26 protein-coding genes and 1 pseudogene are annotated in these 25,971 nt (G+C 69.8%); 14 read left to right on the top strand and 13 right to left on the bottom strand.

Annotation, left to right across the window (positions count from 1 at the left end):
- Nucleotides 1-7 precede the first annotated feature (7 nt).
- Nucleotides 8-418 carry a JAB/MPN domain protein-containing protein gene (locus LCY71_RS14245; protein WP_225333812.1) on the bottom strand — a complete coding sequence of 137 codons (411 nt, stop codon included), beginning with the start codon at nucleotides 416-418 and terminating at the stop codon, nucleotides 8-10.
- Nucleotides 419-529: 111 nt separating this feature from the next.
- Complete coding sequence (locus LCY71_RS14240; protein WP_225333811.1) at nucleotides 530-1,210, bottom strand: hypothetical protein; 681 nt, start codon at nucleotides 1,208-1,210, stop codon at nucleotides 530-532.
- A 130-nt stretch (nucleotides 1,211-1,340) separates the two neighbouring features.
- Here LCY71_RS14240 and LCY71_RS14235 point away from each other — a divergent pair, with 130 nt between their 5' ends.
- A complete protein-coding gene (locus LCY71_RS14235; RefSeq protein WP_225333810.1) occupies nucleotides 1,341-2,057 on the top strand; it encodes a VOC family protein in 717 nt (238 codons plus the stop codon).
- Nucleotides 2,058-2,084: 27 nt separating this feature from the next.
- Here the strand turns inward: LCY71_RS14235 and LCY71_RS14230 are convergent, their stop codons facing one another.
- Nucleotides 2,085-2,384: a DUF5779 family protein gene (locus LCY71_RS14230; RefSeq protein WP_225333809.1), complete on the bottom strand. Its 300-nt coding sequence runs from the start codon at nucleotides 2,382-2,384 to the stop codon at nucleotides 2,085-2,087.
- A gap of 198 nt (nucleotides 2,385-2,582) precedes the next feature.
- Between LCY71_RS14230 and LCY71_RS14225 the strand changes: the two genes are divergently transcribed.
- From LCY71_RS14225 to pfkB, 10 genes are all read left to right on the top strand, one after another.
- Nucleotides 2,583-3,797, top strand: a complete 1,215-nt coding sequence (locus tag LCY71_RS14225) for a LeuA family protein (RefSeq protein WP_225335921.1) — start codon at nucleotides 2,583-2,585, stop codon at nucleotides 3,795-3,797.
- A gap of 397 nt (nucleotides 3,798-4,194) precedes the next feature.
- Nucleotides 4,195-5,967 (top strand): biosynthetic-type acetolactate synthase large subunit, encoded by a 1,773-nt coding sequence (gene ilvB, locus LCY71_RS14220; protein WP_225333808.1) that lies wholly within the window; start codon nucleotides 4,195-4,197, stop codon nucleotides 5,965-5,967.
- Between the two features lie 13 nt (nucleotides 5,968-5,980).
- A complete protein-coding gene (gene ilvN, locus LCY71_RS14215) occupies nucleotides 5,981-6,568 on the top strand; it encodes an acetolactate synthase small subunit (protein WP_225333807.1) in 588 nt (195 codons plus the stop codon).
- The gene (ilvC, locus tag LCY71_RS14210) at nucleotides 6,561-7,610 is read left to right on the top strand and encodes a ketol-acid reductoisomerase (protein ID WP_225333806.1); all 1,050 of its coding nucleotides are present in this window, start codon (nucleotides 6,561-6,563) and stop codon (nucleotides 7,608-7,610) included. The genes ilvN and ilvC overlap by 8 nt, the downstream gene beginning before the upstream one ends.
- A gap of 3 nt (nucleotides 7,611-7,613) precedes the next feature.
- Nucleotides 7,614-9,035: a 3-isopropylmalate dehydratase large subunit gene (gene leuC, locus LCY71_RS14205; protein ID WP_225333805.1), complete on the top strand. Its 1,422-nt coding sequence runs from the start codon at nucleotides 7,614-7,616 to the stop codon at nucleotides 9,033-9,035.
- Nucleotides 9,032-9,655 carry a 3-isopropylmalate dehydratase small subunit gene (gene leuD / locus LCY71_RS14200; protein ID WP_225333804.1) on the top strand — a complete coding sequence of 208 codons (624 nt, stop codon included), beginning with the start codon at nucleotides 9,032-9,034 and terminating at the stop codon, nucleotides 9,653-9,655. The genes leuC and leuD overlap by 4 nt, the downstream gene beginning before the upstream one ends.
- Nucleotides 9,656-9,916: 261 nt before the next feature.
- A complete protein-coding gene (locus LCY71_RS14195; protein ID WP_225333803.1) occupies nucleotides 9,917-10,555 on the top strand; it encodes a hypothetical protein in 639 nt (212 codons plus the stop codon).
- Between the two features lie 49 nt (nucleotides 10,556-10,604).
- Nucleotides 10,605-11,585: an isocitrate/isopropylmalate dehydrogenase family protein gene (locus LCY71_RS14190; protein ID WP_225333802.1), complete on the top strand. Its 981-nt coding sequence runs from the start codon at nucleotides 10,605-10,607 to the stop codon at nucleotides 11,583-11,585.
- 100 nt (nucleotides 11,586-11,685) lie between these two features.
- Nucleotides 11,686-12,447 carry an HTH-type transcriptional regulator GlpR gene (gene glpR, locus LCY71_RS14185; RefSeq protein WP_225333801.1) on the top strand — a complete coding sequence of 254 codons (762 nt, stop codon included), beginning with the start codon at nucleotides 11,686-11,688 and terminating at the stop codon, nucleotides 12,445-12,447.
- Nucleotides 12,444-13,352 carry a 1-phosphofructokinase gene (gene pfkB, locus LCY71_RS14180; protein ID WP_225333800.1) on the top strand — a complete coding sequence of 303 codons (909 nt, stop codon included), beginning with the start codon at nucleotides 12,444-12,446 and terminating at the stop codon, nucleotides 13,350-13,352. The genes glpR and pfkB overlap by 4 nt, the downstream gene beginning before the upstream one ends.
- A gap of 64 nt (nucleotides 13,353-13,416) precedes the next feature.
- Here pfkB and LCY71_RS14175 read toward each other — a convergent pair whose 3' ends face one another.
- Both LCY71_RS14175 and LCY71_RS14170 read right to left on the bottom strand, forming a co-directional pair.
- Nucleotides 13,417-14,532, bottom strand: coding sequence for a PfkB family carbohydrate kinase (locus tag LCY71_RS14175; RefSeq protein ID WP_225333799.1), 1,116 nt, complete (start codon nucleotides 14,530-14,532; stop codon nucleotides 13,417-13,419).
- A gap of 2 nt (nucleotides 14,533-14,534) precedes the next feature.
- On the bottom strand, nucleotides 14,535-15,317 hold the full coding sequence (locus LCY71_RS14170; protein WP_225333798.1) for a class I fructose-bisphosphate aldolase: 783 nt from the start codon (nucleotides 15,315-15,317) through the stop codon (nucleotides 14,535-14,537).
- A 218-nt stretch (nucleotides 15,318-15,535) separates the two neighbouring features.
- Here LCY71_RS14170 and LCY71_RS21480 point away from each other — a divergent pair.
- Nucleotides 15,536-15,616 (top strand): annotated as a pseudogene (locus LCY71_RS21480) (DUF7557 family protein); the annotation flags it as partial.
- A gap of 31 nt (nucleotides 15,617-15,647) precedes the next feature.
- Here LCY71_RS21480 and LCY71_RS14165 read toward each other — a convergent pair.
- The 4 genes from LCY71_RS14165 to LCY71_RS14150 form a co-directional block, all read right to left on the bottom strand.
- Nucleotides 15,648-16,106 carry a DUF5799 family protein gene (locus LCY71_RS14165; protein ID WP_225333797.1) on the bottom strand — a complete coding sequence of 153 codons (459 nt, stop codon included), beginning with the start codon at nucleotides 16,104-16,106 and terminating at the stop codon, nucleotides 15,648-15,650.
- Between the two features lie 89 nt (nucleotides 16,107-16,195).
- Entirely contained in the window at nucleotides 16,196-16,594 is a 399-nt protein-coding gene (locus LCY71_RS14160) for an OsmC family protein (protein WP_225333796.1), read from the bottom strand.
- A 95-nt stretch (nucleotides 16,595-16,689) separates the two neighbouring features.
- Nucleotides 16,690-17,403 (bottom strand): metal-dependent hydrolase, encoded by a 714-nt coding sequence (locus tag LCY71_RS14155; protein ID WP_225333795.1) that lies wholly within the window; start codon nucleotides 17,401-17,403, stop codon nucleotides 16,690-16,692.
- A gap of 102 nt (nucleotides 17,404-17,505) precedes the next feature.
- Nucleotides 17,506-17,775, bottom strand: a complete 270-nt coding sequence (locus LCY71_RS14150) for a hypothetical protein (RefSeq protein WP_225333794.1) — start codon at nucleotides 17,773-17,775, stop codon at nucleotides 17,506-17,508.
- Between the two features lie 82 nt (nucleotides 17,776-17,857).
- Here LCY71_RS14150 and LCY71_RS14145 point away from each other — a divergent pair, with 82 nt between their 5' ends.
- Nucleotides 17,858-18,976, top strand: a complete 1,119-nt coding sequence (locus LCY71_RS14145) for a S1C family serine protease (protein WP_225333793.1) — start codon at nucleotides 17,858-17,860, stop codon at nucleotides 18,974-18,976.
- A 17-nt stretch (nucleotides 18,977-18,993) separates the two neighbouring features.
- On the opposite strand, the gene LCY71_RS14140 is transcribed toward LCY71_RS14145, so the two are convergent.
- Entirely contained in the window at nucleotides 18,994-20,040 is a 1,047-nt protein-coding gene (locus LCY71_RS14140; protein ID WP_225333792.1) for a S66 family peptidase, read from the bottom strand.
- A gap of 88 nt (nucleotides 20,041-20,128) precedes the next feature.
- On the bottom strand, nucleotides 20,129-20,713 hold the full coding sequence (locus LCY71_RS14135) for a GNAT family N-acetyltransferase (protein ID WP_225333791.1): 585 nt from the start codon (nucleotides 20,711-20,713) through the stop codon (nucleotides 20,129-20,131).
- Nucleotides 20,714-21,120: 407 nt separating this feature from the next.
- Between LCY71_RS14135 and ggt the strand changes: the two genes are divergently transcribed.
- On the top strand, nucleotides 21,121-23,031 hold the full coding sequence (gene ggt, locus LCY71_RS14130; RefSeq protein ID WP_225333790.1) for a gamma-glutamyltransferase: 1,911 nt from the start codon (nucleotides 21,121-21,123) through the stop codon (nucleotides 23,029-23,031).
- Nucleotides 23,032-23,471: 440 nt separating this feature from the next.
- Here ggt and LCY71_RS14125 read toward each other — a convergent pair whose 3' ends face one another.
- Together LCY71_RS14125 and LCY71_RS14120 are read right to left on the bottom strand one after the other, a co-directional pair.
- Nucleotides 23,472-24,563 (bottom strand): zinc ribbon domain-containing protein, encoded by a 1,092-nt coding sequence (locus LCY71_RS14125; protein ID WP_225333789.1) that lies wholly within the window; start codon nucleotides 24,561-24,563, stop codon nucleotides 23,472-23,474.
- A gap of 112 nt (nucleotides 24,564-24,675) precedes the next feature.
- Nucleotides 24,676-25,920: a double zinc ribbon and FHA domain-containing protein gene (locus tag LCY71_RS14120; protein WP_225333788.1), complete on the bottom strand. Its 1,245-nt coding sequence runs from the start codon at nucleotides 25,918-25,920 to the stop codon at nucleotides 24,676-24,678.
- Between the last annotated feature and the right edge of the window lie 51 nt (nucleotides 25,921-25,971).

The following is a 25,971-nucleotide window of genomic DNA, read 5'->3' as shown; positions in this document are numbered from 1 at the left end:
GCGCTCGCTACTCGATGGCTTCTTCCGGCGGTTCGACGTCCAGGACCGTCAGGTCGCGCTCGCGGCCCCGTCGATCGAACGCGGCGAACGCGTCGCCGTCCCACGGCGGGGCCGCGACGAACACCACCTCGTGGAGGTCGTCCTCCTCGGTGACGCCGAGGTGACCCGACGGGTGGGAGACGAACCGGCCCTGCGTCTGGCCGGCCGGCGTTCCCAGGTCCATCCCGAAGACGGCCCCGACCGAGTTCCCCGCCCCGGGCATGTAGAAGTGCGTGAACACGGGAACGTCGTCCTGAAGGCCGGCGTCGGGGAGTTCACCGGCGCGCGTGACGGCCACCGGGATCGTCACGGACTCCGGGTCCGCGTCACTGGCCATCCGCAGCAGCGTGTCGACGAGGCCGCGCGTCGCGTAGACCACGACGACTGTTCGCACTGCCGGAGCATAATAGCGTCGCCGGAGCCGACCTTCGTCGTACCGCCCGGCAGTGCGGCGCCACCGCTCGACTGCGGAGCGCTCGACCGCGGGCGCTCAGGACAGCAGGTACTCCCGGACCGTCTCGGCGTACAGCGACGGCGCCCGCGACCGGGCGTGCTTCAGGGCGTCGTCGAGCGCCTCCGTCGCACCCTCGTCGATGCCGGTCCCGTGGCCCACGTAGATCCGCTCGGGGGAGAGCCGGCCCAGCCGCTTCGGCGGGAACAGCCGGAGCGCGGGGTGGACGCCGAGGCGCTCGTCACCGGCCAGGAAGAAGTCGGCCGTGCCGACCGACTCCGGGACCACGAGGGTACCGGTGTCCTCGCCGTACAGCGCCGCCTCCTGCCAGACGGGGTTGTCCACGATCTTGTGGACGCCGTAGCCCGTCGACCCCAGTTCCGTGCGGACCCGCTCGACGGGCGCGCCGATGTCGCCCTGAACCCCGGTCATCCAGTGGGGGACGTGAACGGAGACCCCGTGGCGCCGGGCGACAGCGCCCGCGTCGCGCGTGTGTCGGTCGAGGAGGACGACGACGCCGGCCACCTCGCCGAACTCCGCCAGCAGGTCGTCCAGTCCCGGGGCGTCGACCGGGTCCACGACCCACACCTCGCCGTCGACGGCCAGCGCGTGGCTGGCCCGCTGCATCGCCTCCTCCGGGTAGGCGATCCAGCCCACGCCCCCGTCCCAGCGGTCGATCTCCTGCCAGTTCCTCGCCCGGCCGGAACCTTTCATAGCCATATCACGACGTACGGCCGACGGTCCCATAAAACGGATACCAGCACAGCGTCTCACCCGCTGCTCGACGCCGGGCGAACGACTTGCTGCCCGCTGGCCGAACGCCTTTCCGACCGCCGGGCGAACCCCCGCCATGCTCGGCCGCCCGCGCTGGCTGACCCTGGAAGCGAAGTACCTCGACCGGGCGCGGTCCTTCTACGAGACCCACCTCGGGCTGGAACCCGAGCGCGAGTCCGACGACGAGGTAGTCTACCCGACGGGCGAGGCGCGCCTCCGCCTCAGGGCGCCCGGTGCGGTTCCGCGGGGCGGCTTGCACGTCCACTACGCCCTCTCGGTCCCCGCCTCGGCGTACGACGACTGGTACGAGCGACTCGACGGTCCGTTCGACCTGACGGAACACCGCTTCGGCGATGCGCGCTCGCTGTACCTGTACGACCCCGACGGCAACTGCGTCGAACTCGGCGAGGCGGACGACGCCGGGACTGACGGCGACGGGAGCGGCGCGGGCGGCGAGGGCGGCATCACCAGCCTGTTCGAGGTCGTGCTGGAGGTCGAGGACCTCGACGCGGCGACGGCCTTCTACTCGGCGCTGGGGTGCGACGTGATCGACCGCGGCGACCGGCGTCGCCGCGTCCGCCTGACGGCCGGCGACGTGGACCTGGAACTGTGGGAACCCCACCTCGGCCTGGCCGACGCGCGCGGCGGCGTTCACGTCGACTGGGGCATCGCGGCCGACGAGCCCGCAGAACTGGCCGATCAGGTCCGCGGGGACGCCCTCGCCGTCTGGGAGACTGACGACGGCGTCCGGATTCGGGACCCCGACGGCCACTACCTGACGCTCTGTGCGTGATCGGCGGCTTCGTCCGGACGGGGCCGTTCAGTCGCCCAGCCTGTCGGCGTCGATCTCGACGCCAGGCGGCGTCGCGATCAGGAACCCGCGGAAGTGCATCAGCTCGCCGCCCTCGTCGCGGACGTCCCGCGCGAAGCCGGCGGCCAGCTCGTTGAGGTCGCCCTCGACGTTCAACACGAGGGTGGCGCCGGTCGCGATCGCTTCGAGCCACTCCTCGGGCTGTGTCGATCCGTCGAGCACGCCCAGCACGATCCGGTCGCAGACGCCGTCGCCCTCGTCGATCCTGTCCTCCACCGCCTGCAGATCCAACCCCTCGAAGTCGGACATACGCGGGTACTCACTGTCGACCGAGAAAAATCCTCGCTTCGACTGCATTCAGCGGCCCGTGACGTCCTCCCCTGGCGTTCTCCCGACCGGGCGACGACCGGCGTCTGCAGCTCGCACTGCCAACAGCTGTCACGGCGCCGCACCGATAGACACCTTTAACTACGAGGGAACCAGTCATTCGGGTGACTATGTCCAACGATACAGAGGGCGCGTCGGGATCCCCGGCGGATCGAGTTCTTCCAGGGCACACTGGATTCCACTTCTGAAATTTCAGAAGCACGCATTTTCGACACGACGCTGCGGGACGGCGAGCAGTCGCCACGCACGTCGTTCAGTTACGAAGACAAACGAGAGATAGCGGCGATTCTGGACGACATGGGGACCCACGTCATAGAGGCGGGGTTCCCGGTCAACTCGGACGCGGAGTTCGAGGCCGTCCGGGACATCGCCGAGGCCAGTTCGGTGGAGGTCTGCGGGCTGGCGCGCGTCGTCGAGAAGGACATCGAGGCCGCGCTCGACTCGGGCGTGGACCTGGTGCACACGTTCGTCTCGACGAGCGACGTCCAGCTCGAGGACTCCATGCACGCGACGCGGCAGGAGGCCCTCGAAAGCGCGGTCGAGTCGGTCGAGCGCGTCAAGGAGGCCGGCGTCGAGTGCATGTTCTCACCGATGGACGCCACCCGCACCGACGAGGACTTCCTCGTCGAGGTCATCGAGGCCGTCAGCGAGGTCGGCGTCGACTGGATCAACATCCCCGACACCTGCGGCGTCGCCACGCCGCGTCGTTTCTACGACCTCATCGAGATAGTCGACGCCGAGACCGACGCGCGCATCGACGTCCACACCCACGACGACTTCGGGCTGGCCGCGGCCAACGCCATCTCCGGCTACGAGGCCGGGGCGGCCCAGGCCCAGGTCAGCGTCAACGGCATCGGCGAGCGCGCCGGCAACGCGGCCTACGAGGAGGTCGTGATGGCCGTCGAGTCGCTGTACGACGTGGATACGGGGATCGACACCACCCGCATCACGGAGCTGTCCGCGACCATCGAGGAGAAGTCCGGCATCGAGGTGCCGGCCAACAAGCCCGTGGTCGGGTCCAACGCGTTCTCCCACGAGAGCGGTATCCACGCCGCCGGCGTCATCGAGAACTCCGACACCTTCGAGCCCGGCGTGATGACCCCCGAGATGGTCGGCGCCGAGCGCCAGCTCGTGCTCGGCAAGCACACCGGCCAGCACTCCGTCCGCGAGCGGCTCGTCGACGCGGGCTACGACCCGACCGACGAGCAGGTACGGGAGGTCACGCGCCGCGTGAAGGACTTCGGGGCCGAGAAGAAGCGCGTCACCATGGAGGAACTGGAGCGCTTCGCAGAGGGCGTGGGCGTCCCCCAGACCGAAGAGGAGGTCAGGGTCTAACCGTGCTCCCACGTCCGGTTCGCACGGTCCGGAAGCCGCGCGTATCGCGTGCGGTCGCAGGCACCGCGAGCGGCGCCTCCGGCGACGCGGGCGCAGGTGTGCGTGGAGAGAGTCGTCGCAGCTCTCTCGCGTCAGTTCGGCAGACCGTCTCACGGAAACCTTATTATCGGTGCGAGTCAGAGTCTCGACGTGATGACGGCGCGCGCTGCTACCCGGGTTCGTCCCGTCGGCAGCCGCGCACTCGCCCTTCTCGTACGTATTGTAGGGGCGGTATAGCCCCTACAGCACCCGTCACTCCAGCGACCGTCGGATCGGACTTCGACCATCACAGGACACCAACCATGCACCAGTATACACAGACGGCACGACCGCAGTATCGCCAGCGAGGTGAGACGGCATGAGCGAACGAGCGTCAGTTCCCTCGGAGGAGGCAGACGAGGCCGCCGAGGACGCGGACAGCGCCGCGGAGCAGGCACCCGTTACGACGGGCGCGCAGTCCGTCGTCCGCGCCCTGGAGAACGCCGGAGCCGAGTACGTCTTCGGCGTCCAGGGCGGGGCGATCATGCCCGTCTACGACGCGCTGTACGACTCCGAGATCGACCACGTGACGATGGCCCACGAACAGGGGGCATCCCACGCGGCGGACGCCTACGGCATCGTCTCCGGCGAGCCCGGCGTCTGCTTCGCCACTTCGGGCCCCGGCGCGACGAACCTCGTGACGGGCCTGGCCGACGCCAACATGGACTCCGATCCGGTCATCGCGCTGACCGGGCAGGTGGCGACGGACCTCGTCGGCAACGACGCCTTCCAGGAGACGGACACGGTGGGCATCACCCAGCCCGTCACCAAACACAGCTACTTCGCCGGCGACGCCGACACCGTCGGCGACGACGTCGGTGAGGCGTTCGCCCTGGCCGACGAGGGCCGCCAGGGGCCGACGCTGGTCGACCTCCCGAAAGACGTCACCCAGGGCGAGACCGACGTCGAGCCCGGCGAGCCGAAAGCGCCGGACACCTACCACCCGGCGGAGGAGGCCGACGACGCGAACGTCCAGGAAGCCGCCGACGTGCTGGCCGAGGCCGACCGCCCGCTGATCCTCTCCGGGGGCGGCGTGATCAAAGCCGAGGCGTCGGACGAACTGCGGGACTTCGCGAAGGAGTACGAGATTCCGGTCGTCACGACGATGCCCGGGATCGGTTCCTTCCCGGAGGACCACGAGCTGTCCCTGGAGTGGGCCGGCATGCACGGCACCGGCTACGCCAACATGGCCATCACGAACACCGACTGCATGCTGGCCATCGGGACGCGCTTCGACGACCGCCTGACCGGCGGCGTCGACTCCTTCGCGCCCGACGCGGACGTCATCCACGTCGACGTCGACCCCGCGGAGATCAGCAAGAACATCCACGCGGACTATCCGCTGATCGGGGACGCGAAGGCCGTCCTCCGGCAGCTGTACGACGCCATGCCGGCCGAGCCGGACGCCGACGAGTGGCGCGAGCAGTGCCGGACCTGGAAAGAGGAGTACCCGATGGCGTACGACACGCCGGACGACGAGCCGCTCAAGCCCCAGTACGTGGTCGAGCGGTTCTCGGAGCAGGCGGACGACGACGCCATCGTCACGACCGGCGTCGGACAACACCAGATGTGGGCCTCCCAGTTCTGGACGTTCACTGAGCCCCGCACCTGGGTCTCCAGCCACGGGCTGGGGACGATGGGCTACGGCGTGCCCTCGGCGATCGGCGCCAAGATAGCCGCGCCCGATCAGGAGGTCGTCTGCTTCGACGGCGACGGCTCGTTCCTGATGACCGTCCAGGAGCTGTCCGTCGCGGTGCGTGAGAACCTGGACATCACCTACGTCGTCCTGAACAACGAGGCGGTCGGGATGGTCCGCCAGTGGCAGGACGGCTTCTTTGAGGGCCGGCGGATGGCCTCGGAGTACCCGTGGGTCCCCGAGTTCGACAAGCTCGCGGAGGCCTTCGGGGCGCGGGGCTTCCGTCTGGAGGACTACGACGACGTCGAGGAGACGATCGAGGCCGCCCGCGAGTACGACGGCCCGTCGGTCGTCGACGCCATCATCGACCCCGAGGAGAACGTCTTCCCGATGGTGCCCAGCGGCGGCGACAACGGACTGTTCGCGCTGAACGAGGACCACCTGGAGATGATCTGATATGACCGGAGGCATGCCTGGACCGGCCCCGAACGAGCGGATGCGTCCGGAGGGCCGGCGTAACGAGCAAGGTATTCGCGTCGATCCGGAGGCAGAGGCCACCCACGAGCCGCGGCAGGCGGTGCTGGCGGCGCTGGTGAAACACGAGCCCGGCGTGCTCGCCGAGGTGTCCGGGCTCTTCAGCCGGCGGCAGTTCAACATCGAGAGCCTGACCGTCGGCGCGACGATGGACGACGACGTCGCGCGGATGACCATCGTCATCGAAGAGCCCGAGCCCGGCATCGACCAGGCCAAGAAGCAACTGGAGAAGCTCGTGCCGACCATCTCGGTCCGCGAGCTGGAGCCGGCGTCGACCAACCGGGAGCTGGCGCTGATCAAGGTCGACGGCGAGAAGCCCGACGACGTCAACGCCGTCGCGGAGATGTACGACGGCACCGCGGTCGACGTCAGCACCGACTCGATCACCGTCGAGGTGACCGGCAGCCAGCAGAAGATCGACGCCGCCATCGACGCCTTCCGGCAGTTCGACGTCCAGGAGGTCGCCCGAGGCGGAACCGTAGCACTTGAAAGAGGTGCCGACACACTGCAAGACGATGACTGAGAAATTCACTACCGAGGTATACTACGACGAGGACGCGGACGGATCGCACCTGGACGGCAAGACCGTCGCGGTGCTGGGATACGGCAGTCAGGGCCACGCGCACGCACTCAACCTGCACGAGAGCGGGGTGGACGTGGTCGTGGGCCTGCGCGAGGACTCCTCCTCGCGCGCCGAGGCCGAGGAGGCGGGCCTGGAGGTCGCGACGCCCGACGACGCCGCGGCGCAGGCCGACGTCGTATCCATCCTGGTTCCGGACACGGTCCAGCCGGCCGTCTTCGAGGCCATCGAGCCCGAACTCGACGAGGGCGACACGGTGCAGTTCGCCCACGGGTTCAACATCCACTACAACCAGATCGAGCCGCCGGAGTACGTCGACGTGACCATGGTCGCGCCGAAGTCCCCCGGCCACCTCGTGCGCCGTAACTACGAGCGCGACCAGGGCACGCCCGGCCTGATCGCCGTCTACCAGGACGTCTCCGGCGGTGCCAAGGAGGAGGCGCTGGCGTACGCGAAGGGCATCGGTTGCACCCGCGCCGGCGTCATCGAGACGAGCTTCAAGGAGGAGGTCGAGACGGACCTCTTCGGCGAGCAGGCCGTCCTCTGTGGCGGCGTCACCAGCCTCGTCAAGCACGGCTACGAGACGCTGGTCGACGCGGGCTACAGCCCGGAGATGGCCTACTTCGAGTGCCTCAACGAACTGAAGCTCATCGTCGACCTGATGTACGAGGGCGGCCTCGGCGGCATGTGGGACTCCGTGTCTGACACCGCCGAGTACGGCGGCCTCACGGAGGGCGACGAGATCCTCGACGACCACGTCCGGGAGAACATGGAGGAGACCCTCGAGCGGGTCCAGAACGGAGAGTTCGCCCGCGAGTGGATCGCCGAGAACCAGGCCGGCCGTCCGAGCTACACCCAGCTCCGGGCCGCCGAGAAGGACCACGAGATCGAGGACGTCGGCGCCCGCCTGCGCGAGCTGTTCGCGTGGGAGGAGTCCGAGTCCGAATCAGCGGACGAGCAGGAGCGCGTAAACGCGGATGACTGACGAATGAGCGAGAACACGCTGTACGACAAGGTCTGGGACCGACACAAGGTGACGACGCTGCCCAACGGACAGGATCAGCTGTTCGTCGGGCTCCACCTCATCCACGAGGTCACGAGCCCGCAGGCGTTCGGGATGCTCCAGGAGCGCGACCTGGAGGTCGCCCGGCCCGACCTGACGCTGGCCACGGTCGATCACATCGTCCCGACGGCCGACCAGTCCCGGCCCTACGGCGACGACGCGGCCGAGAACATGATGTCGGAGCTCGAGGAGAACGTCCGCGACGCGGGCATCAACTTCCTCGACCCGACCACCGGCGATCAGGGCATCGTCCACGTCGTCGGGCCGGAGCAGGGGCTGACCCAGCCCGGCAAGACCATCGTCTGCGGCGACAGCCACACGTCGACCCACGGCGCCTTCGGCGCGCTGGCCTTCGGCATCGGTACCAGCCAGATCCGCGACGTGCTGGCGACCCAGACCATCGCGATGGAGAAGCAGAAGGTCCGCAAGATCCAGGTCGACGGCGAACTCGACGAGGGCGTCGAGGCCAAGGACATCATCCTGGAGATCATCCGTCGCCTGGGCACCGAGGGCGGCGTCGGCTACGTCTACGAGTACGCCGGCGAGGCCATCGAGAACCTGGACATGGAAGGGCGGATGTCCATCTGCAACATGTCCATCGAGGGCGGCGCTCGCGCGGGTTACGTCAACCCCGACGAGACCACCTACGAGTGGCTGGAGGGGACGGACTACTTCCAGAACAACCCTGAGCGCTTCGAGGAGCTTAAGCCCTACTGGGAGTCCATCCGCTCCGACGACGACGCCGAGTACGACGACGTCGTCCACATCGACGCGAGCGAGCTCGATCCCGTCGTCACGTGGGGCACCACGCCCGGCCAGGGCATCGGCATCAACGACCCGATCCCCGCGCCGGCGGACCTACCCGAGGACAAGCAGGACACCGCGCGGCGAGCCCAGGAGCACATGCGCGTCGAGCCCGGCGACACGATGAACGGCTACGACATCGACGTCGCCTTCCTGGGCTCCTGTACGAACGCCCGCCTGCCCGACCTGCGCCGCGCGGCGCGGATCGTCAAGGGTCGCGAGGTCCACGACGACGTCCGCGCGATGGTCGTCCCCGGCAGCCAGCGCGTCCAGAAGCAGGCCGAGGAGGAGGGCCTGAAGGACGTCTTCGAGGAGGCCGGCTTCGACTGGCGCAACGCCGGCTGTTCGATGTGCCTCGGCATGAACGAGGACCAGCTGGAGGGCGACGAGGCCTGCGCGTCCTCGTCAAACCGGAACTTCATCGGCCGGCAGGGGAGCAAGGACGGCCGCACCGTCCTGATGAACCCACGTATGGTCGCCGCTGCGGCCATCAACGGGGAAGTGACTGACGTGCGCGAACTGGAGGAGGTGGCTCTGGCATGAGCGACCCCACCGAGGAAATCCCCTCCGTCGACTACGTCGAGGGGAGCGGCGTTCCCATCCGCGGGAACGACATCGACACCGACCAGATCATCCCCGCGCGGTTCATGAAGGTCGTCACGTTCGACGGGCTGGGCGAGTTCGCCTTCTTCGACCAGCGCTTCGACGACGACGACAACGAGAAGGACCACCCGATGAACGAGGATCGCTTCCAGGACGCCTCGGTCATGGTCGTCAACGCCAACTTCGGCTGCGGCTCCTCGCGCGAGCACGCGCCCCAGGCGCTGATGCGCTGGGGTATCGACGCCATCGTCGGCGAGTCCTTCGCGGAGATCTTCGCGGGCAACTGCCTGGCGCTGGGCATCCCGACCGTGACGGCGGACCACGAGACGATCACGGACCTGCAGGACTGGGTCGACGAGAACCCCGACGGCGACGTCGAGGTCGACGTCGAGGCCGAGACCGTCACCTACGGCGGCCAGACGGTTGACGTCGAGGTCGACGACGCGCAGCGACAGGCGCTCGTCGAGGGCATCTGGGACACGACGGCCCTGATGAAGGCCAACCAGAACGCCATCGACGAGACGGTCGACGGGTTGCCGTACGTCGAGTCGGACGACTAACCGGGAGGGCTATTTTGCCCGACCTCTGGCCGGGCGACTCGCAGAAAGCGATGCTTAGCGCGGTCTCGCACGGCGACCTCGATACGCCGAGAGTTCCCGTCGGAACGCGAGCGGAACCAGACCGTTCGGGTTGCGAACGTCCCTTCGCATCGCCGGCCGACTCGGAGTCGGGCGGTTTTCGCTCGGTCTAACACGCGAAGCGGGTCGACAGACCCGAGTAAGCTGTGTGTTACCATTGTCGTGCGAGGTCCACGGAGGCGTATGCAGCGGACAGAGCAGTGGCCGCGGTCGACCAACGCGGGACTGTTCGCGACGGTCTGGATCACGCTCGTGCTGATCGCGGCCTTGCTCCAGACAGGGGCCGTCGTCGTCTGGTGGTCCGTCCTGGTGACAGCGCCGCTCGCGTCGATGACGACGGCCGTGGCCACCCTCGTGCTCGTCGGCGGCCTGATCGCTCACCAGTTGTTCACCGAGATGGCTGCCACGGGGCCCGGGCGGACGGTCCCGCTGGAGCGGCTGGCGACGCTCGGCCTGATCGAGGCCGCGGGGTGGATGACCTGGCTGCTCGTGGCCGACGCGCTGGACGGACTCAGGGGGCTGTTTCTCGCCGGCATCGGGCTCCTGGCGCTGCTCGTGGTCAAGCACTCCATAGAGGGCGACGTCCTGCGCGGCGAGCACCGGATCGCCGAGGAGATCGACCAGGGGACGGTACCGTACAGCCTCGTGGCGGCGGTCGGCGGGACGCTGTGGCTCTCGCTGGTGGCCCGCGGCGACCTGCTCGGTCTCGACCGGAGCGCGGTGGGGCTCGGCGGGATCACGCCCCTCGTCGCGGGGACCGCCGTCCTCGGGACGGTCCTGTTCGCGACCCGGATCGCAGCGGTGCTGTACGCGCGGTACTAGCACCGCGGATATCGACACGCTCTTTTCGGCCCCGGCGGGACCTACGCGCATGACTCACGAGATCGCAGTCATCCCCGGCGACGGGATCGGGCAGGAGGTCACGCCCGCGGCGGTCGAGGTGCTGGAATCGCTCGACCTGAACCTGGAGTTCGTCGAGGGCGAGGCCGGCGACGCGGTGAAGGCGGAGCGCGGCGAGGCGCTGCCGGCGGAGACCCGCGAACTGGCGGCCGAGGCCGACGCGACGCTGTTCGGCGCCGCGGGCGAGACGGCGGCCGACGTGATCCTGCCGCTGCGGGACGTCGTCGGCTCGTTCGCGAACGTCCGCCCGGCGCGGGCGTACCCGGCGCTCGACGCCGTCCAGCCGGACACCGACCTCGTCTTCATCCGCGAGAACACCGAGGGCGTCTACTCCGGCATCGAGGCGGAGGTCCACGACGGCGTCCGGACGCTGACCCGCGTGGTCACCGAGGACGCCTCCCGCGAGATCGCGGAGTTCGGCTTCCGGTACGCGAAGCAGAACGGCTTCGAGAACGTCACCATCGCCCACAAGGCCAACGTCATGCGCGAGACTGACGGGCTGTTCCTGGAGGTCGCCGAGGAGGTCGGCGACTCCTTCGACGTCGACTACGACACCGCGCTGATGGACGCGCTGGCGATGCACCTAGTGATGCACCCGGAGGACTACGGCGTTGTCATCTGCCCGAACCTCGCGGGCGACATGCTGTCGGACCTGGCAGCGGGCCTCGTTGGCGGACTCGGCCTCCTCCCGAGCGCCAACGTCGGTGCGGACAACGCGCTCTTCGAGCCGGTTCACGGATCGGCACCGGACATCGCCGGCGAGGGCGTCGCGAACCCCTCGGCGATGCTCCTCTCGGCGGCCATGCTGCTGGACCACCTCGACTACGGCGACGAGGCCGACCGCGTCAGGACGGCCGTCGAGGACGTCCTCGCGGAGGGACCACGGACGCCGGACCTGGGCGGCGACGCCGGGACGGAGGACGTGACGGCGGCCGTGCTGGATCGGCTCTGAGCCCGCCGTTCGCATAGAACCGTTCAGAAACAATCAGTCCGAGCAGAAACGAACGGGAACGATAGAAACGCGTAAGTCGCGGGGCGACAAACCGCCGCCAATGCTACCAGCGGAGCGCAGGCGACGGATCGTCGAGCTCGTCACCGAGCGTGACGGCTGCTCGGTCGCCGAACTCGCCTCCGAACTCGACTTCTCCAAGGCGACGATCCGCCGCGACCTGCAGGAGCTCGAAGACGAGGGACAGGTCGAGCGGTCCCACGGCGGGGCCGTCCCGGTCTCCTCGGTCGGCCGGGAGCGGTCCTACGGACAGCGAGAGGTACAGCGCCTCGACGCGAAGGAGGCCATCGCCGACCGCGCGGTCGAGGAGATCAGGGACGATCAGGTCGTCTGCTTCGACGCCGGCACGACGACGATGGCGCTCGCGCGGGCGGTGCCCGCCGACGCCGTGCTCGACGCCGTCACGAACATGCCGGAGCTGGCGACCGCCCTGATGGAGCGGGGCATCGACGTGTCGGTCACGGGCGGGCGACTGCGCCCGCGGACGCGTGCACTGGTCGGCCCCTCGACGGAGACGTTCCTCGAGCGGCGCCACATCGACCTTCTCTTCCTGGGGACGAACTCGGTGCTCCCGTCGGGGCTGACGACGCCGGACGAGGACGAGGCCGCGGTCAAGTCGCTGATGGTCGAGCGGGCCAGCCGCGTCGTCCTGATCGCCGACCGCTCGAAGTTCGGGGAGCAGTCCTACGTCACCTTCGCGGACTTGGCCGACGTGGACGTGCTCGTGACCGACGAGGCCCCCGTGGGCGACCTCAGGGCCGCCCTCGAAGACAGCGGCGTCTCCGTCGCGGAGGTCGACGAGTGATCCTGACCGTCACGTTCAACCCGGCGGTCGACCAGACGATGACCTTCGCCGAGTCGCTGACGCCGGGGGCAGTCAGCCGCGCGACCGACGCCCGCTTCGACGCCGGCGGCAAGGGCATCAACGTCTCCCAGTACCTCGACGCGCTGGACGCCGACACCGTCGCGACGGGCCTGCTCGGCGGCTTCACGGGCACGTTCATCCGCGACGCGCTGGCCGACGACGGGTTCGCCACCGACTTCGTCGACATCGACGAGCCCACCCGGCTGAACACGACCGCACTGGCCGGGGGCGAGGAGTACAAGCTGAACCAGAACGGCCCGGACGTGGCGCCGTCCGTCGTCGACGACCTAGCGGACGCCGTCCGCTCGCACGGCCCCGACCGCGTGCTCGTCGGGGGCAGCCTCCCGCCGGGACTGGATCCCGACGCCATCGACCGAATCGCCGGGGCAGGCGAGTGGCGGACCGCCGTCGACGTGGGCGGGGACGTGCTCGCCGCGCTCGACGGGGAGTACGACCTCGCCAAGCCCAACCGAGAGGAACTGGCCGCGGCGACCGGCGCCGACGTCGAGACGATCGCCGAGTGCGCCGACGCCGCGCGCCGGCTGCGCGACGGTGGCTTCGAGCGCGTCGTCGCCTCGCTGGGGGGCGAGGGCGCTCTGCTCGCAGGTCCGGACGGCGTCGTGTTCGCCGAGGCGTTCGACGTCGACGTCGTCGACACGGTCGGCGCCGGCGACGCGATGCTGACGGGCGTACTGGCGGCGCTGGACCGCGGGGAGTCCGACGAGGCCGCGCTCAGGAACGGGGTCGCCGTCGCGACGCGCGTGGTCCAGCGGGCCGGAACGAGCGTCCCCGACTTCGAGGGCCTCGACGAGGACCGCGACGCGGTCGAGACGCGGCGCCTGTAGAACCGTCTCAGATATCGCGAAAAGGGACGGCTCGGGCCGTCGGAACGAGAGACGGCTCGGGCCGTCAGAACTTTGCTTCGTAGCGCTCGACGAACGAGCTGACCGCGTCGAACGTCGGCGACTCGCCCGTCCGGACGAACTGGCCGGCGACGGCGTTGCCGACGACGACGGCGGCCGCGGGGTCCATCCCCTCGACCAGCCCGAGCGCCAGGCCGGCGTTAAAGTGGTCGCCCGAACTCGTCGTCAGTTCGGGCTCGTCGACCTTCGGGACGGCGACGCCCGTCGTGCCCGACGGGCCGACTACGACGGAGCGGTCGACGCCGTGGCTGACCACGAGCTCGGCGTCGACGGCGTCGGCGACCGCCTCGGCGTCGGTGGCGGCGTCGGCGTCCTCGGGCACGCCGTCGCCGAAGATCTCGGCGAGCAGCTTCGTCTCTGCGCGGTTGGCCGAGACGACGACCCGCGCGACGTCGTCCAGGCGGCCGAGCGCGTCCCGGCCGGCCCGCAGGCGGTCGCGGTCGAGCTTCCGGACGTCGCCCGGGTCCACGAGCACCGTCTCCGGCGGGTCGTCGAGTTCGTCCCAGAGGTCGCGCAGCCCGTCGAGGACGTCGGGCAGGTCGGGCGTCTCGGCCCAGTAGCCCGTCCCGAGCAGGTCGGCGCCGTCGAGGCGGTCGGCCAGCGTCTCGCGGTCGACCGTCTCGAGCAGGCGCTTCCAGTCGAGGTCCTTCGTGTCCCCGAGCTCCATGATCATCAGCTTGCCGTCGTCGAACTCGACGGCGTCGGTGTAGCCGGGCTCGCCGAGGGTGTGACGCTCGTACTCGGCGAACTCCTCGGCGAAGACGTCGAGCTCGGGGCGGCCGTACATCCCGATCATGACGGGATCGAACCCCCAGGTGCCGAACACGCGCGAGAGGTGACTGGTGTGGCCGCCGGTGCGCGTCCCCCGCTGGAGCCACTCGAAGGACAGCGAGCTGTCGGCCTCGACGGAGCGGTTCACGCGACCGCCGAACTCCGCCAGCGTGTCCAGCCGGTCGTAGTGCTCCGGGTCGTGGCGGTCGGCGACGACCTCGCGCACGCGGTCGACGTAGCCGTCGAAGCCGAACACGACGCGCCCGCCGTCGACCGCCTCGGGGAACTGCTCGCCGGCAAGCGAGGCCGCGTCGGCCGTCTCCTCGTCCATCGTCACAGGACGTCGTCTGCGCTGGCCCCCTCGAAGACGACCGCCTCGAGCATGTCGAGGATCTCGTAGGGATTCTCGCGCTGCCAGACGTTGCGGCCGACGGCCAGTCCCTCGACGCCCGCCTCCATGCAGGACTCGACGAGTTCGAGGAAGTCGCGGTCGGAGGTCTTCGAGCCGCCCGAGAGCAGGACCTTCGTGGCGGCCGCGGAGTCGACGGCGTGGGCCATGGCCTCCTGGCTGCGCGGGTACTTCACCTTCGCGAAGTCGGCGCCCAGTTCGTGGGCGATCCGGGCGGCGTAGGCGATGACGTCGCGGGAGCGGTGCTCCTTGATGGCCTGGCCGCGCGGGTAGGACCACATGGCGATCGGGATGTCGCGCTCGCGGGCCTCCTCCTGGACCGGGCGGAAGTCCTCGAACATCTCGGGCTCCTTGTTGACGCCGGGATAGATGGTGTAGCCGACGGCGTCGGCGCCCAGTTCCTCGGCGTACTCGACGGACCAGTTGTGCGGCGAGTAGGGCTCGCCCATCCACAGGTCCGAGCCGCCGTTGAGTTTCGCCAGCAGGTTCACCTGATCGTCGTAGCTGGGATAGTAGGTCTCGGTCAGGCCCTTGCCGACGGCCAGCGCCGTCACGGCGTCGTGCGTGGCCATCTCGAAGACTTCGGTCGGATCGAGGCGCTCCTCGACGCCCGCGAACTGCTTGGGACCGTGTTCGAGGCCGTGATCGTGTGCCAGTACGAGCGCCTTGCCGTCCCGCGTGACGGGGGAATCCGCGACGGATCGCATACCTCCCCCTACCGTTAACGCTCACATATCGCTTTCGGAGTTGATCGTTTTCTATCGATCGTCGTCGCATCTGCTACGTCCGGCCCGCCGCTGCGACCTCCGAACCGTCACGTAGGTACCGCTACTCTCGCCGACTGTAGTAGAAATTGAAACTATTTACACATCGAGGGGCACCCGGGGTGCCCCTCGAGTGTGTCAGTGCGTTCAATTTCTACTATATGCCCAGCGTCGAACTCGACCAGGAGACGATCGACCGGCTCGACGACCTCCGGATCGAGGACGAGTCCTCCGACGAGATCTGACGGTCGACTCGACCGATCCGACCAGTCCTCACTCCGGCGAGTTGCCCGCGGCCCGACTCCGGACGCCGTCCCAGCGTCCGCTCGACTCGAGTTTCTCCTGTAGCCGCTCGCAGTACTGCTCGGCGAGGTCCTCGGCCTCCTCGATGCGCTCGTCGTCACCGCCCCCTGACCCCAGCCCGAGCGCGTCCTTGACGCCGCCGAGGAGGCCGCCGCCGCTGGAGCCGCCGCCGGCGTCGGCGCCACCGCCGCCCATCATCGACTGCTGCTCGACGCGGTCGAGTTCCGGCATGATCGTCGGCAGGCTCGACGTGTCGGGGACGATCTGAGCCGCCTCCGGATCGTCCGGGCTCTCGATCTCCAGTTCGATCGCCGTCATCACCAGGTTCCACTGCTGGTTGGAGAACGACGACGCTTCCACCCGGTCGTTGAACTCCGAGTCCAGTTCCATCCGCTCGGCGGCGATAGACGAAGTCCAGTCGTCGGCCATGCCCGGCACTTGGCCCGCGGCCGGTATGAGCGTTTCCCGAAAAACTGCGTCAGTAGCGGTCGACGGTGCGTGCGGTCGCGACGTCCGACTTAGAACGCGTCGCCCTCGACCGAGATGTCGGCGTGGAGTCCCTCGCGCAGCGCCGAGTGGACGTGACAGATCTCCTCGCCCAGCTCGATCAGCTCGTCCTCGTCGCCGCTGACGTCGGCCTCGACGCGGATGTCGAAGGCGATCGACTCGAGGTCGTCGTCCTCGTCGATGTCCGCGGAGACGTCGACCTCGATCCGGCCGAGGTCGTCGTAGCCAGTCTGGTCGCCGGCCACGCGGAACGCCGGGATGTAACAGGACGCGTAGTCGGCCGCGAGGACCTGGTTCGGGTCCGGCCCGTCCTCGCTGAGCGCGTCGATGGTCAGCTCCCACTCGTCGTCGATGACGTTGCTCGTCGTGAAGCCCTCCTCGGACGTACTGGTGACCTGAATGTCTGCCATAGCGTACGGGAGGTCGACCGCCTCCCTCTAAAACCTGTCCGACGCGGCACTCCGCGTGCCGGTCGATCCGCGCATCCCTTCAGCCGACGGCGAACCTATAGCTCGAACGTCTCGTCGCCGTCCAGCACGTGCACCTCGGCGTCGCTGCCGGTGCCCCTGACCTCGTTGACGAACTGGTCGGTGTCGATCTCGATCGGCGGGAAGGTGTCGTAGTGCATCGGGAACGCGTGGTCGACGTCGAGCCAGTCGACGGCGATGGCCGCCTGCATCGGGCCCATGGTGAAGTGGTCGCCCGCGGGCACGGCGGCGGCGTCGGGCTCGAGGAACGGTCCGATCACGTCGCGCATCTCCGTCATCAGGGCGGTGTCGCCGGCGTGGTAGAACGTCGTCGACTCCTCGTCGGAGATCTGCGTGGGCTTGGTGTCCGAGATGACGTAGCTGGCCGGCGGGCCGCCGCTGTACTCGTAGTCCGTCTCGAGGCCGTTCGTGTGATCCGCCCGGTGCATCGTCACGAAGGCGTCGCCCAGTTCGACGGTGCCGCCCATGTTGAAGCCGACCGTCTCATCGGCGCCGTACTCGTCCTCGACGTAGGCGGCGATCTCCGGCGTGCCGGCGATCGTCGCGTCGGTGAACTCGCCGACGTCGGCGACGTGGTCGGCGTGGCCGTGCGTGAGGAGGACGTAGTCGGGCGTCTCGACGTCCGCGGGATCGAGGTCGGTCTTGGGGTTGTCGAAGAAGGGGTCGATCAGCACCGAGGTGTCCCCGACCGTGACGTGCCAGGTGGAGTGGCCGTGCCAGGTGAGTTCCATAGCCGCTCGCGGCTACTCGCGGAGCGCACTTAACGGTTGGAGGAGGTTCGCGCATCCGAACGCGCGCTCCGACCGGCCGAGAGCGGGGCGAGCGGCCGCGAGTCACCGCGGATCGGAGCCGTCGGCCATCGTTGGCTTGCCCTGCGCGCGCCGGATCCACTTGCGCATCTGCCGGTTGAGCGACCAGAAGAGGACGACGACCATGGCGACCAGCGCCGCCAGCGCGACGACGCCCAGGTACAGCGCGTTCTCGGCCGGGAGCCCGACCAGCCCGATCAGCAGGCCGACCAGCGCCATCTCGAGGGCGCACCGGGCGCCCGGGACGACGAAGCCCGGTGCGGGGACCGCGTCGGAGTTCGACTTGCTCGTCATTGCCAGCAGTCACGTGGCCGCCACCCTGTAGCTTTCGGCCGGATGCCCGGGGTTTATTCGGATCGACGCCCGTGTGGCGTCCATGGATCACGAGCAGTCCCGCCGCGCCTTCCTCGGGTCGCTGGCGGCGGCCGGCGGCGCGAGCGCGGCCGGCTGTCAGTCCCCGGGCTCGACGGGCGAGTCCACGCCCGCGGGGACGGGAGACGCGGACGACCCGGCGTCGAACGACGGCGACGCGGCGGACGCGGCCGTCGACGGCGAGCCCTACGCCGCCGTCTACGAGTCGGTCGTCGGCTCGGTCGCCTCGGTCCGGACCTACGACGGCGGCGGCAACGGGGCGCAGGGGACGGCGTTCGTCTACGACGACCGCCACCTCGTCACCAACCAGCACGTCGTCTCCGGTGCCTCGGACGTGAGCGTACGCTTCCAGGACTCGGGCTGGCGCAACGCCGAGGTCCTCGCGACCGACGTCTACAGCGACCTCGCCGTCATGGAGATGACTGCCCTGCCGGACGGCGCCGAACCCCTCCCGCTGCTCAAATCGGACCCCGCGGTCGGCCAGCGGGTCGTCGCCATCGGCAACCCCTTCGGCTACGGCGGTTCCGTCTCGGAGGGCATCGTCAGCGGCCGCGACCGGACGCTCGCCGCGGCCAACGGCTTCTCGATCCCCGACGCCATCCAGACCGACGCCGCGGTCAACCCCGGCAACAGCGGGGGCCCGCTGGTCACCCTCGACGGGGACGTCGCCGGCGTCATCAACGCCGGCGGCGGCGACAACATCGGCTTCGCCATCTCCGCCGCCCTGGCCCGGCGGGTGATCCCTGAACTGATCACGGAGGGTGAGTTCGGCCACTCCTACGTGGGCGTACGGCTGATGAACGTCTCGCCGCCCGTCGCGCGCGCCAACGACGTACCCGAGTCCCGCGGCGTCTACATCGACGAGGTGATTGACGACGGACCGGCCGAGGGCGTCCTTCAGGGCAGCGACGGCACGCGCCCGGTCAACGGCGTCTCGGCCCCCGTCGGCGGCGACGTGATCGTCCGCATGGCGGACACCGAGATCCGCGCCCGCCAGGACCTCACATCCTTTCTCGCGCTGGAGACCGACCCCGGCGAATCGATCGACGTGGACCTGTACCGGGACGGTCAGCGCCGGACGGTCGAACTGACGCTCGGAGAGCGGCCGGATCCCGAGGGGTAATCGCGTCTCACACGCCGTCACTCGAAGCGGATCGTCTCCGCGTCGGGCTCGATCGTGACCCGGCCGCCGATGGGGATCGGAGCGGTCGGGTTCGTGTGACCGAAGTCCAGGTCGAAGACGACCGTCGCGTCCGGGTTGTACCGCTCCAGTTCGGCCAGGATCGCCTCGCGCTGCTCGCGGCGGTACTCGTAGCGGGCCTCGCGCCCGGGATCGTCCTCGTGGTTGCGTGTCTGCGGCCGGCCGACGAGAACGGCGTCGAACCGCTCCAGGAGGCCGCGCTCGCCCATGCCCCGCAGCGTCCAGCGGACGCGGCGGGCCTCGGGCATGTTCTCTGCCGTCTCTATCGCCAGCACCTGCCCGTCCAGCCGCTCGGGGTCGGGGAGGTAGCGGTCGACCAGCAGCTGCCAGCGGAGCACTGCGAGGCAGCCGCCCCACACGCGGCCCTCGACGGCGCGGTCGCCGCGCCACCGCCAGCCGGGGGTGTCCTCGTACTCGGGTTCGACCTCGGCGTAGTCGTCGCGGTACCAGGAGACGACGTCGTCGGTCCACTCCTCGGCCGGTCGGAGGTCGCCGATCGCCTCCTCGAACAGCGCGCGCTTCAGGTACTCCCGGCTGTACTCGTGGAACCGGCCGGGAGTCGCGACCTGGTTGAGCAGCTGGCCGCCGTAGCAGGAGACGACGCCGGCCGTCCACAGCAGGGCCGCGAGGTTCGTGTTGTCACTCATCCCGAAGAAGCGAGTCGGGTGCTCGCGGAGGACGGCGGGGTCGACGCGGTCGAGGACGCGCACCTGATCGTCGCCGCCGATGGTGGCGAAGACGGCGCTGATCTCGGGGTCGCGGACGGCCGCGTGGAGGTCGGCTGCGCGGGCCTCGGGGTGGTCGCGGAGGTAGTCGTCGGACTGGCGCGCGGTCGGGTAGACGACGGGTTCGACGCCCAGGTCGCGGAGCCGTTCCAGCGCCAGGGCGAGCACGCCCGGAACGTCGGCCGCGGCTCCGCTGGAGGGAGCAAGGACGGCGACCCGGTCGCCGGGCTCGGCCGGCGGGGGCGTCACGAACTCGACCATGCACGGGCACACTCGAAAGCGAGAGAAAAGCGTGACGGTGGTGTGAGAGCCGACGGCGCGCCGAACCGTCAGCGGCCGGTCGCGTCCGTCAGCGGCCGGTGTCGTACTTGTAGGTGGCCTCGTCGGGGTCGATGCCGAAGTCCTCCGGGCCCTCGGCGGGTTCGGTCTCGCCCTCGTCCTCGGCGGCCGCCTGCTTGAATCGGTCGCGGAGCCGGCCGGGCATCCGGAACCTGTCGACCTGGAGCCGGAGCGGGACGGCGCCGGGCTGGATCGACTCCTGCTTCTCGGTCAGGCGGCCCCGGAGCTTCTCGGGCAGTTGCTCGGGCTCGATGCGCTCGAAGCCGAACTGCTGGAGGTAGTCGGGCTCGCCGGCCAGCGAGTACACCTCCTGGAACCCATCGTCGCCCGCGTACTCGACGAGTCGCTCGACGACGTGCGCGCCGACCCCCTGGCCGCGCCACTCCGGCAAGACGCCGATGCTCGTCAGCTCGCAGACGTCGCCGTCGTCGGGCTTGTGGATCCGGATGCGGCCGAAGCCGGCCTTCTCGTGGTTCTCCTCGTCGATCGCCACGACGTAGTCGCGCGACCGGAACGCCGTCTCGTCGAGGCCCATCTCCTCGATGTGGTCCAGCAGCCAGACCTCCTCGCGGTTCTTCGCGTCCCGGACGTACATACCCGAACCTTCGCTGGCCCGGGCCAAAAGGGTACTGTCGCGTTCGCAGGGGTGAACTGGCCGTGGACGTCCCGGGACTCCGTGGTTCGTCACCGTCTGACGGCAGTGGGGCGATTTCGACGGTGGGCCCGCACGCCGGGCGGGTAGCCGCGGATTTTCGCGCGATAATCGCGATTCCCGGGCGGTGACCCGCGTCGTCCAGCGCCGGGCGCGGACCGAGAGACTTCGGAGTCTGGCGGCTGACGGGCCGTACGATTTCCTTACCCCGCCGTCGCTGTCAGTCCGGAAACCGACGCGGAGGCGGCGCTGGACCGCCCCGCCTGTCCGGTCCGCGTCGCCGCGACGAAATCCGACGGTACTGACCCGTCCCCGTCTATAACTAAATTTCAATTACATGATCGGTGACCATGCGGACTCAAGACGACCGCACGGAGGAAGCGGACGACGAGACGACCGCGGACGAGACGACGGGGACGGACGACGGCGTGCGGATCACGAAACGCGGCTTTCTCGCGGGAACGTCCGCGCTGCTCGGGAGCGGGGTGCTCGGATCGCAGAGCGTCGCGGCCGCGGGCGACGACGAACACGGGGACGTCCTCGACGCGTCGACGGCGACGAGCGGCGACGGCATGGTGGCGTCCTCGCACCCGAAGGCGACGGAGATCGGCGTCGACGTCCTCGAGGACGGCGGCAACGCCGTCGACGCAGCCGTGGCCGTCCAGTTCGCGCTCAACGTCGTCCAGCCGCACACGTCCGGCATCGGCGGCGGCGGGTTCGCAATCGTATACGACGCGGAGGCCGACGAGGAGTACGCCATCGACAGCCGCGAGCGCGCGCCGCTGGGCGCGACGCCGGACATGTTCCTCGACGAGAACGGCGAGGAGCCCGACTTCCAGAACCTGCGGACGAACGGCAAGGCCGTCGGGGTGCCGGGGACGCTCCGGGCCGCCGACGTCATGCTGAAGGAGTTCGGGAGCAAGGAGCGAGCCGAGCTGGTCGACCCGGCCGTGGATCTGGCTGCCGAGGGCGTCGCGGTCGACGCCTTCCTCGCGGAGTCCATCCGCGAGAACGTCGAGCTGGACGCGTTCAACGAGGCCGCGCGGGAGGTGTTCGTCCCCGGGGGCGAACCGCTGGCAGAGGGCGACGACCTCGTCCAGCCGGACCTCGCGGACACGCTCGACCTGATCGCCGACGAGGGCAGCGAGGCCTTCTACAGGGGCGAGATCGGCGAGGACCTCGCCGAGACCGTCCAGGGGCTCGCCCGGCGCCGGAAGCGCGGCGGGAACATGTCCGCGCAGGACCTCGGGCGGTACAACGTCGAACGGACGCTCCCGACCGTCAGCACCTTCGAGGGCTCCGCGGAGACGGTGACCGTCAGGACGATGTCCCTGCCCACGTCTGGCGGGCTGACCATCGCTCAGATTCTCCAGTTGCTCGAACCGCTGGACCTCGCAGACCTCGACCGCCGGGGCGTCGAGACGTACCACCTCATCGCTGAGGCGTCGAACCTGGCGTTCGTCGACCGGACCGCGCACCTCGGAGACGACGAGTTCGTCGACCCGCCGAAGCAGGGCTTCCTCGACGAGGACTACGTCGACGAGCGTCGGGAACTGATCGACGTCGAGTCGGCGCGGGCGTCCTACGAGCCCGGCGACCCCTTCTCCTTCCAGCCCGGCGGGGAGTACCGCGTCGAGGCCCGCGACATCGAGCAGTTCCAGAACCTGGCGACGGCCGCCGGGCAGTCGACGGAGTCGGCGCACCCGGCCGTCGAGGACAGCGGCCAGACGACCCACTTCACGACCGCCGACGGCGAGGGCAATGTCGTCTCCTGGACCAGCACCATCGAGCAGCTGTTCGGCTCGGGCAACATGGTGCCCGGCCGCGGGTTCATGCTCAACAACGAGCTGACCGACTTCGACGCCGAGCCCGGCGGGCCGAACGAGGTCCAGCCTTGGAAGCGGCCGCTGAGCAGCACCAGCCCGACTATCGTCTTCCGGGACGGCGAGCCGTTCTTCAGCATCGGCTCCCCGGGCGGGTTCACCATCATCACGACGGTGTCGCAGGTGATCCTCAACGTCGCCGAGTTCGGGATGAGCATCGAGGAGGCCGTCGAGGAGCCGCGCATCTTCGCCTTCGGCGACGGCCGGCTGTTCGTCGAGGAGACCATCCCGGAGGAGACCCGACGGGGCCTGGCGGATCTCGGCCACGAGATCGAGGACTCCGGTCAGCTCGGCAACGCACAGGCGATCATGAAGGAGGGCGACGCCTACGTCGGCGTCGGCGACGGGCGGCGCGATAGTTCGGCGCAGGGTGACTGACGGCGGCCGGGCGAACCGAACGCGTCCGGCCTCCCGGCTCGGCGGTAGCGAGCGACAGAACGGGACGCGATCGCGATCAGGACCCGGACGGGAGGCGGGGTCCACGGCCCCTGCGGCCTGTACTGGTCCGACCAGGTTCGCGAACCACGCTCACGCGCGGTCCGCTACTTGGCCTTCTCGCCCGCGCTCAATGGAGTGCGGGTATCGGGCCGCTTCGGTCCTCCTTCGAGGCGTTCACCTCGCACCCCTCTTACGGGGTTTCGGTTTTGCCTCTACCCCGAACGGGCCCCGTTCCCGACGAACGGACCCGCTCAGGACGTCCAGTGTGTCCTCGCGACTGCGCCTACAATTTGTGGTTCGATACCAGATGTCATAAATATTGTCGACGCTCGAAGGCACTCCGTCGTCGAGGAGGAACGGACGTCGGTTGCTTCGGAGCGCTACAGCGACGTCCCGCAGTTCGGACAGACCGTCGCGTCCGCCCCCGCGGTTTCGCCGCAGGCCGTACAGCGACGGGCGGCGCCGCCGGTCCCAGCGTCCGCGCCGCCGGCGCCGTCCTCGATCAGGTCCGCGCCGCCGGGGCTCGCGTCGTCACCGTCCTCACCCGGGGGCCTAAACACGCGCGTGTGACGGACCTCGTCCAGGTTCTCGCCGGCGTCGTCGGTCCCCTCGTCGGGCGTCGGTTCGGCCGCTCGGTCGTCGTCGGTCGCCTCGCCGTCGGCCGGCGTCCGGTCGTAGGCGGGCCCGTCGGCCACGTCGACGAAGGGCGGGTAGCGCTGGCCCGTCCGGAGGTCGGAGCGGTTCACCTCGGGTTCGATCAGACGGACCGCGAGCGCGGCGACGTTCTGGAGGGCGACGTACGCGACGGCCAGCCCGACCGGCACCGCAACGGTCGCGACCAGCGGGAGCGGGACGCCGCCGGCGGTCCCCGTCACGTACTCGCCGACCCCCAGCGCCGCGACGGCCCGTTCGACCAGCGCGCCCCGGTCGACGGCCGGTGCGACCGTCACCAGGACCGCGGGCGCCTGGACCGCGACCGTCGCGAACGTCGCCGCGTAGAGAACCGCGGGTCGCGAGAAGGCGAACACGCGGTAGCTGTACGCGAGCGTGCGCGCCAGCAGGTACAGCCCGGCGACCGAGAGGGCGACCGCGCCGTAGCGGCGATCGGGGACGACCGCGGCGATGACTGCCAGGGCCGCGAGCAACGCCGCCGGCGGAACGAGCAGGGCGCCCGGGTAGTCGAAGCGGTAGCGCTGCTCGACGTTCCCGCGCAGGTTCAGCAGACGGTCGCGGAGGCGGTAGACGGCGACCGCCCCGGGCACGACCAGCCAGAGGAGGCAGGCGGCGACGAGGACCGGGCGGTGGGCCGCTGGCGGCGTGAGTCCGGCGGCGTCCGCGGCCCGCCGGAGGAGCGCTCCCGTGCCGGCGAACCACAGCGCGTACAGGAGCGCGCCCGCGACGAGGTCCGTCGCCACCCATCGCTCAGTCCGGACCAGACGGAAGGCGTCGCCGACCTCGCGCCGCCACGTCATACGCGCATCGTTGTCGGCCCCCGTGAAATCCCTTCCGTTCGCCGCGGCGGTCGGGCTCCCGGCGGGGAGTTCCGAGCAGTATCGGGGTCGTCCGCTCGCACCGCTCCGTCGATCAGGGCTCCTCGACGGTCATCGTCACCACGCCGGACAGGTCCAGTTCGTCGCCGGGTTCGACGGGACGGCGGTCCCCCTTCTGGAGCGACTCGCCGTTGAGCTGCGTGGGGTTCTCGCCGAGATCGACGAGGTAGAACCGCTCGTCCTCCCGGACGAACCGGACGTGCTCGCGGTGGATGCGGACCGCCTCGTCCTCGGACTTGCCCGCGTCGGCCAGCAACGACCGGATCTCCCGGCCCACGGTCTCGTCGTCGCCGACGACGACCGAGCGGCCGTAGGCCGTCAGCGCGAGCACCGACGGCGTCTCCTCGCCCGCACCGGCACCCGCGCTCGACGCGCCGCCGCCAGCCGTCGCGCCCGAGTCGACGGGACCGTCCGCCGTCCCGCCACCGCGGTGGGCGTCGAGGTCCTCGCCGCAGCCGGCGCAGAAGCTGTCGGCCGCGTCGACGTCCGTCCCGCAGGACGGGCACTCGGTCAGGACGTCGCCGTCGCGGTGGGCGTCGAGGTCCTCACCACACGAGGCGCAGAAGCTGTCGGCCGCGTCGACGTCCGTCCCGCAGGACGGACAGGCTTCGAGCCCGCCGTCGTCGTCGCCGCGGTGGGCGTCGAGGTCCTCGCCGCAGCCGGCGCAGAAGCTGTCGTCCGCGTCGACGTCCGTCCCGCAGGACGGACACTCGGACAGTTCGGCCTCGTCTGACGCCTCGTCCTCGCCGACGGCGTCGGACCCACACTCGGTGCAAAACTCCGCGTCCGCGGACAGGTCGGCGCCGCAGTCGGGACAGTCGATGGAGTCCGCGGGCGCTCCGTCGCCGTCCTCGTCTGCCGCGTCCTCGCCGCCGTCCGCATCTGCCTCGACCGCGCCGTCCGCGCTCCCGTCATCCGCGTCCGCGGCGTCCTCGCCGTCCTGCGCCGCTTCGTCGGCCGTCGCGGCTTCGGCAGTCGCGTCGTCGCCCTCGGCCTCGCCGTCCTCGGCTCCCGGCCCCGGCACCGCTGAGCCGACGTCACCGGACGCTTCGTCGTCATCGTCGTCCGACTTCGTCCCAGCGGGCGTGTCCCAGTCTCCGGGGAGCCCATCGGGCTCCGACTCGTCGTCAGCCTCGGTCTCGTCGCCGCCCGCGTCGGTCGTGCCCTCGTGCTGCCACTCGCCGCAGTCCGAGTTGGTACACCATCCCCCCGCCACCGTCGGGTCGAACTCCTCCCCACAGAGAGGACATTCGACCAGCGAACCGGTACTTTCTGACATCCTGGTATGGCAATGGCATCCAATCGTAGAAAATAGTTTCGTGGAGAACGA

Origin of the sequence: Halomicrobium urmianum (assembly GCF_020217425.1) — an archaeon.
Taxonomy (GTDB): Archaea; Halobacteriota; Halobacteria; order Halobacteriales; family Haloarculaceae; genus Halomicrobium; species Halomicrobium urmianum.
The sequence above is the reverse complement of the archived record's forward strand: the minus strand, read 5'-3'. Positions and strand labels throughout refer to the sequence as shown.

Bases quoted from the DNA above. Each gene is read 5' to 3' on its own strand.
- LCY71_RS14240 (WP_225333811.1), bottom strand. From the start codon at position 1,210: ATGGCTATGAAAGGTTCCGGCCGGGCGAGGAACTGGCAGGAGATCGAC.
- LCY71_RS14235 (WP_225333810.1), top strand. From the start codon at position 1,341: ATGCTCGGCCGCCCGCGCTGGCTGACCCTGGAAGCGAAGTACCTCGAC.
- LCY71_RS14230 (WP_225333809.1), bottom strand. From the start codon at position 2,384: ATGTCCGACTTCGAGGGGTTGGATCTGCAGGCGGTGGAGGACAGGATC.
- ilvB (WP_225333808.1), top strand. From the start codon at position 4,195: ATGAGCGAACGAGCGTCAGTTCCCTCGGAGGAGGCAGACGAGGCCGCC.
- ilvN (WP_225333807.1), top strand. From the start codon at position 5,981: ATGCCTGGACCGGCCCCGAACGAGCGGATGCGTCCGGAGGGCCGGCGT.
- ilvC (WP_225333806.1), top strand. From the start codon at position 6,561: ATGACTGAGAAATTCACTACCGAGGTATACTACGACGAGGACGCGGAC.
- leuC (WP_225333805.1), top strand. From the start codon at position 7,614: ATGAGCGAGAACACGCTGTACGACAAGGTCTGGGACCGACACAAGGTG.
- leuD (WP_225333804.1), top strand. From the start codon at position 9,032: ATGAGCGACCCCACCGAGGAAATCCCCTCCGTCGACTACGTCGAGGGG.
- LCY71_RS14195 (WP_225333803.1), top strand. From the start codon at position 9,917: ATGCAGCGGACAGAGCAGTGGCCGCGGTCGACCAACGCGGGACTGTTC.
- LCY71_RS14190 (WP_225333802.1), top strand. From the start codon at position 10,605: ATGACTCACGAGATCGCAGTCATCCCCGGCGACGGGATCGGGCAGGAG.
- glpR (WP_225333801.1), top strand. From the start codon at position 11,686: ATGCTACCAGCGGAGCGCAGGCGACGGATCGTCGAGCTCGTCACCGAG.
- LCY71_RS14175 (WP_225333799.1), bottom strand. From the start codon at position 14,532: ATGGACGAGGAGACGGCCGACGCGGCCTCGCTTGCCGGCGAGCAGTTC.
- LCY71_RS14170 (WP_225333798.1), bottom strand. From the start codon at position 15,317: ATGCGATCCGTCGCGGATTCCCCCGTCACGCGGGACGGCAAGGCGCTC.
- LCY71_RS14165 (WP_225333797.1), bottom strand. From the start codon at position 16,106: ATGGCCGACGACTGGACTTCGTCTATCGCCGCCGAGCGGATGGAACTG.
- LCY71_RS14160 (WP_225333796.1), bottom strand. From the start codon at position 16,594: ATGGCAGACATTCAGGTCACCAGTACGTCCGAGGAGGGCTTCACGACG.
- LCY71_RS14155 (WP_225333795.1), bottom strand. From the start codon at position 17,403: ATGGAACTCACCTGGCACGGCCACTCCACCTGGCACGTCACGGTCGGG.
- LCY71_RS14150 (WP_225333794.1), bottom strand. From the start codon at position 17,775: ATGACGAGCAAGTCGAACTCCGACGCGGTCCCCGCACCGGGCTTCGTC.
- LCY71_RS14145 (WP_225333793.1), top strand. From the start codon at position 17,858: ATGGATCACGAGCAGTCCCGCCGCGCCTTCCTCGGGTCGCTGGCGGCG.
- LCY71_RS14140 (WP_225333792.1), bottom strand. From the start codon at position 20,040: ATGGTCGAGTTCGTGACGCCCCCGCCGGCCGAGCCCGGCGACCGGGTC.
- LCY71_RS14135 (WP_225333791.1), bottom strand. From the start codon at position 20,713: ATGTACGTCCGGGACGCGAAGAACCGCGAGGAGGTCTGGCTGCTGGAC.
- ggt (WP_225333790.1), top strand. From the start codon at position 21,121: ATGCGGACTCAAGACGACCGCACGGAGGAAGCGGACGACGAGACGACC.
- LCY71_RS14125 (WP_225333789.1), bottom strand. From the start codon at position 24,563: ATGACGTGGCGGCGCGAGGTCGGCGACGCCTTCCGTCTGGTCCGGACT.
- LCY71_RS14120 (WP_225333788.1), bottom strand. From the start codon at position 25,920: ATGTCAGAAAGTACCGGTTCGCTGGTCGAATGTCCTCTCTGTGGGGAG.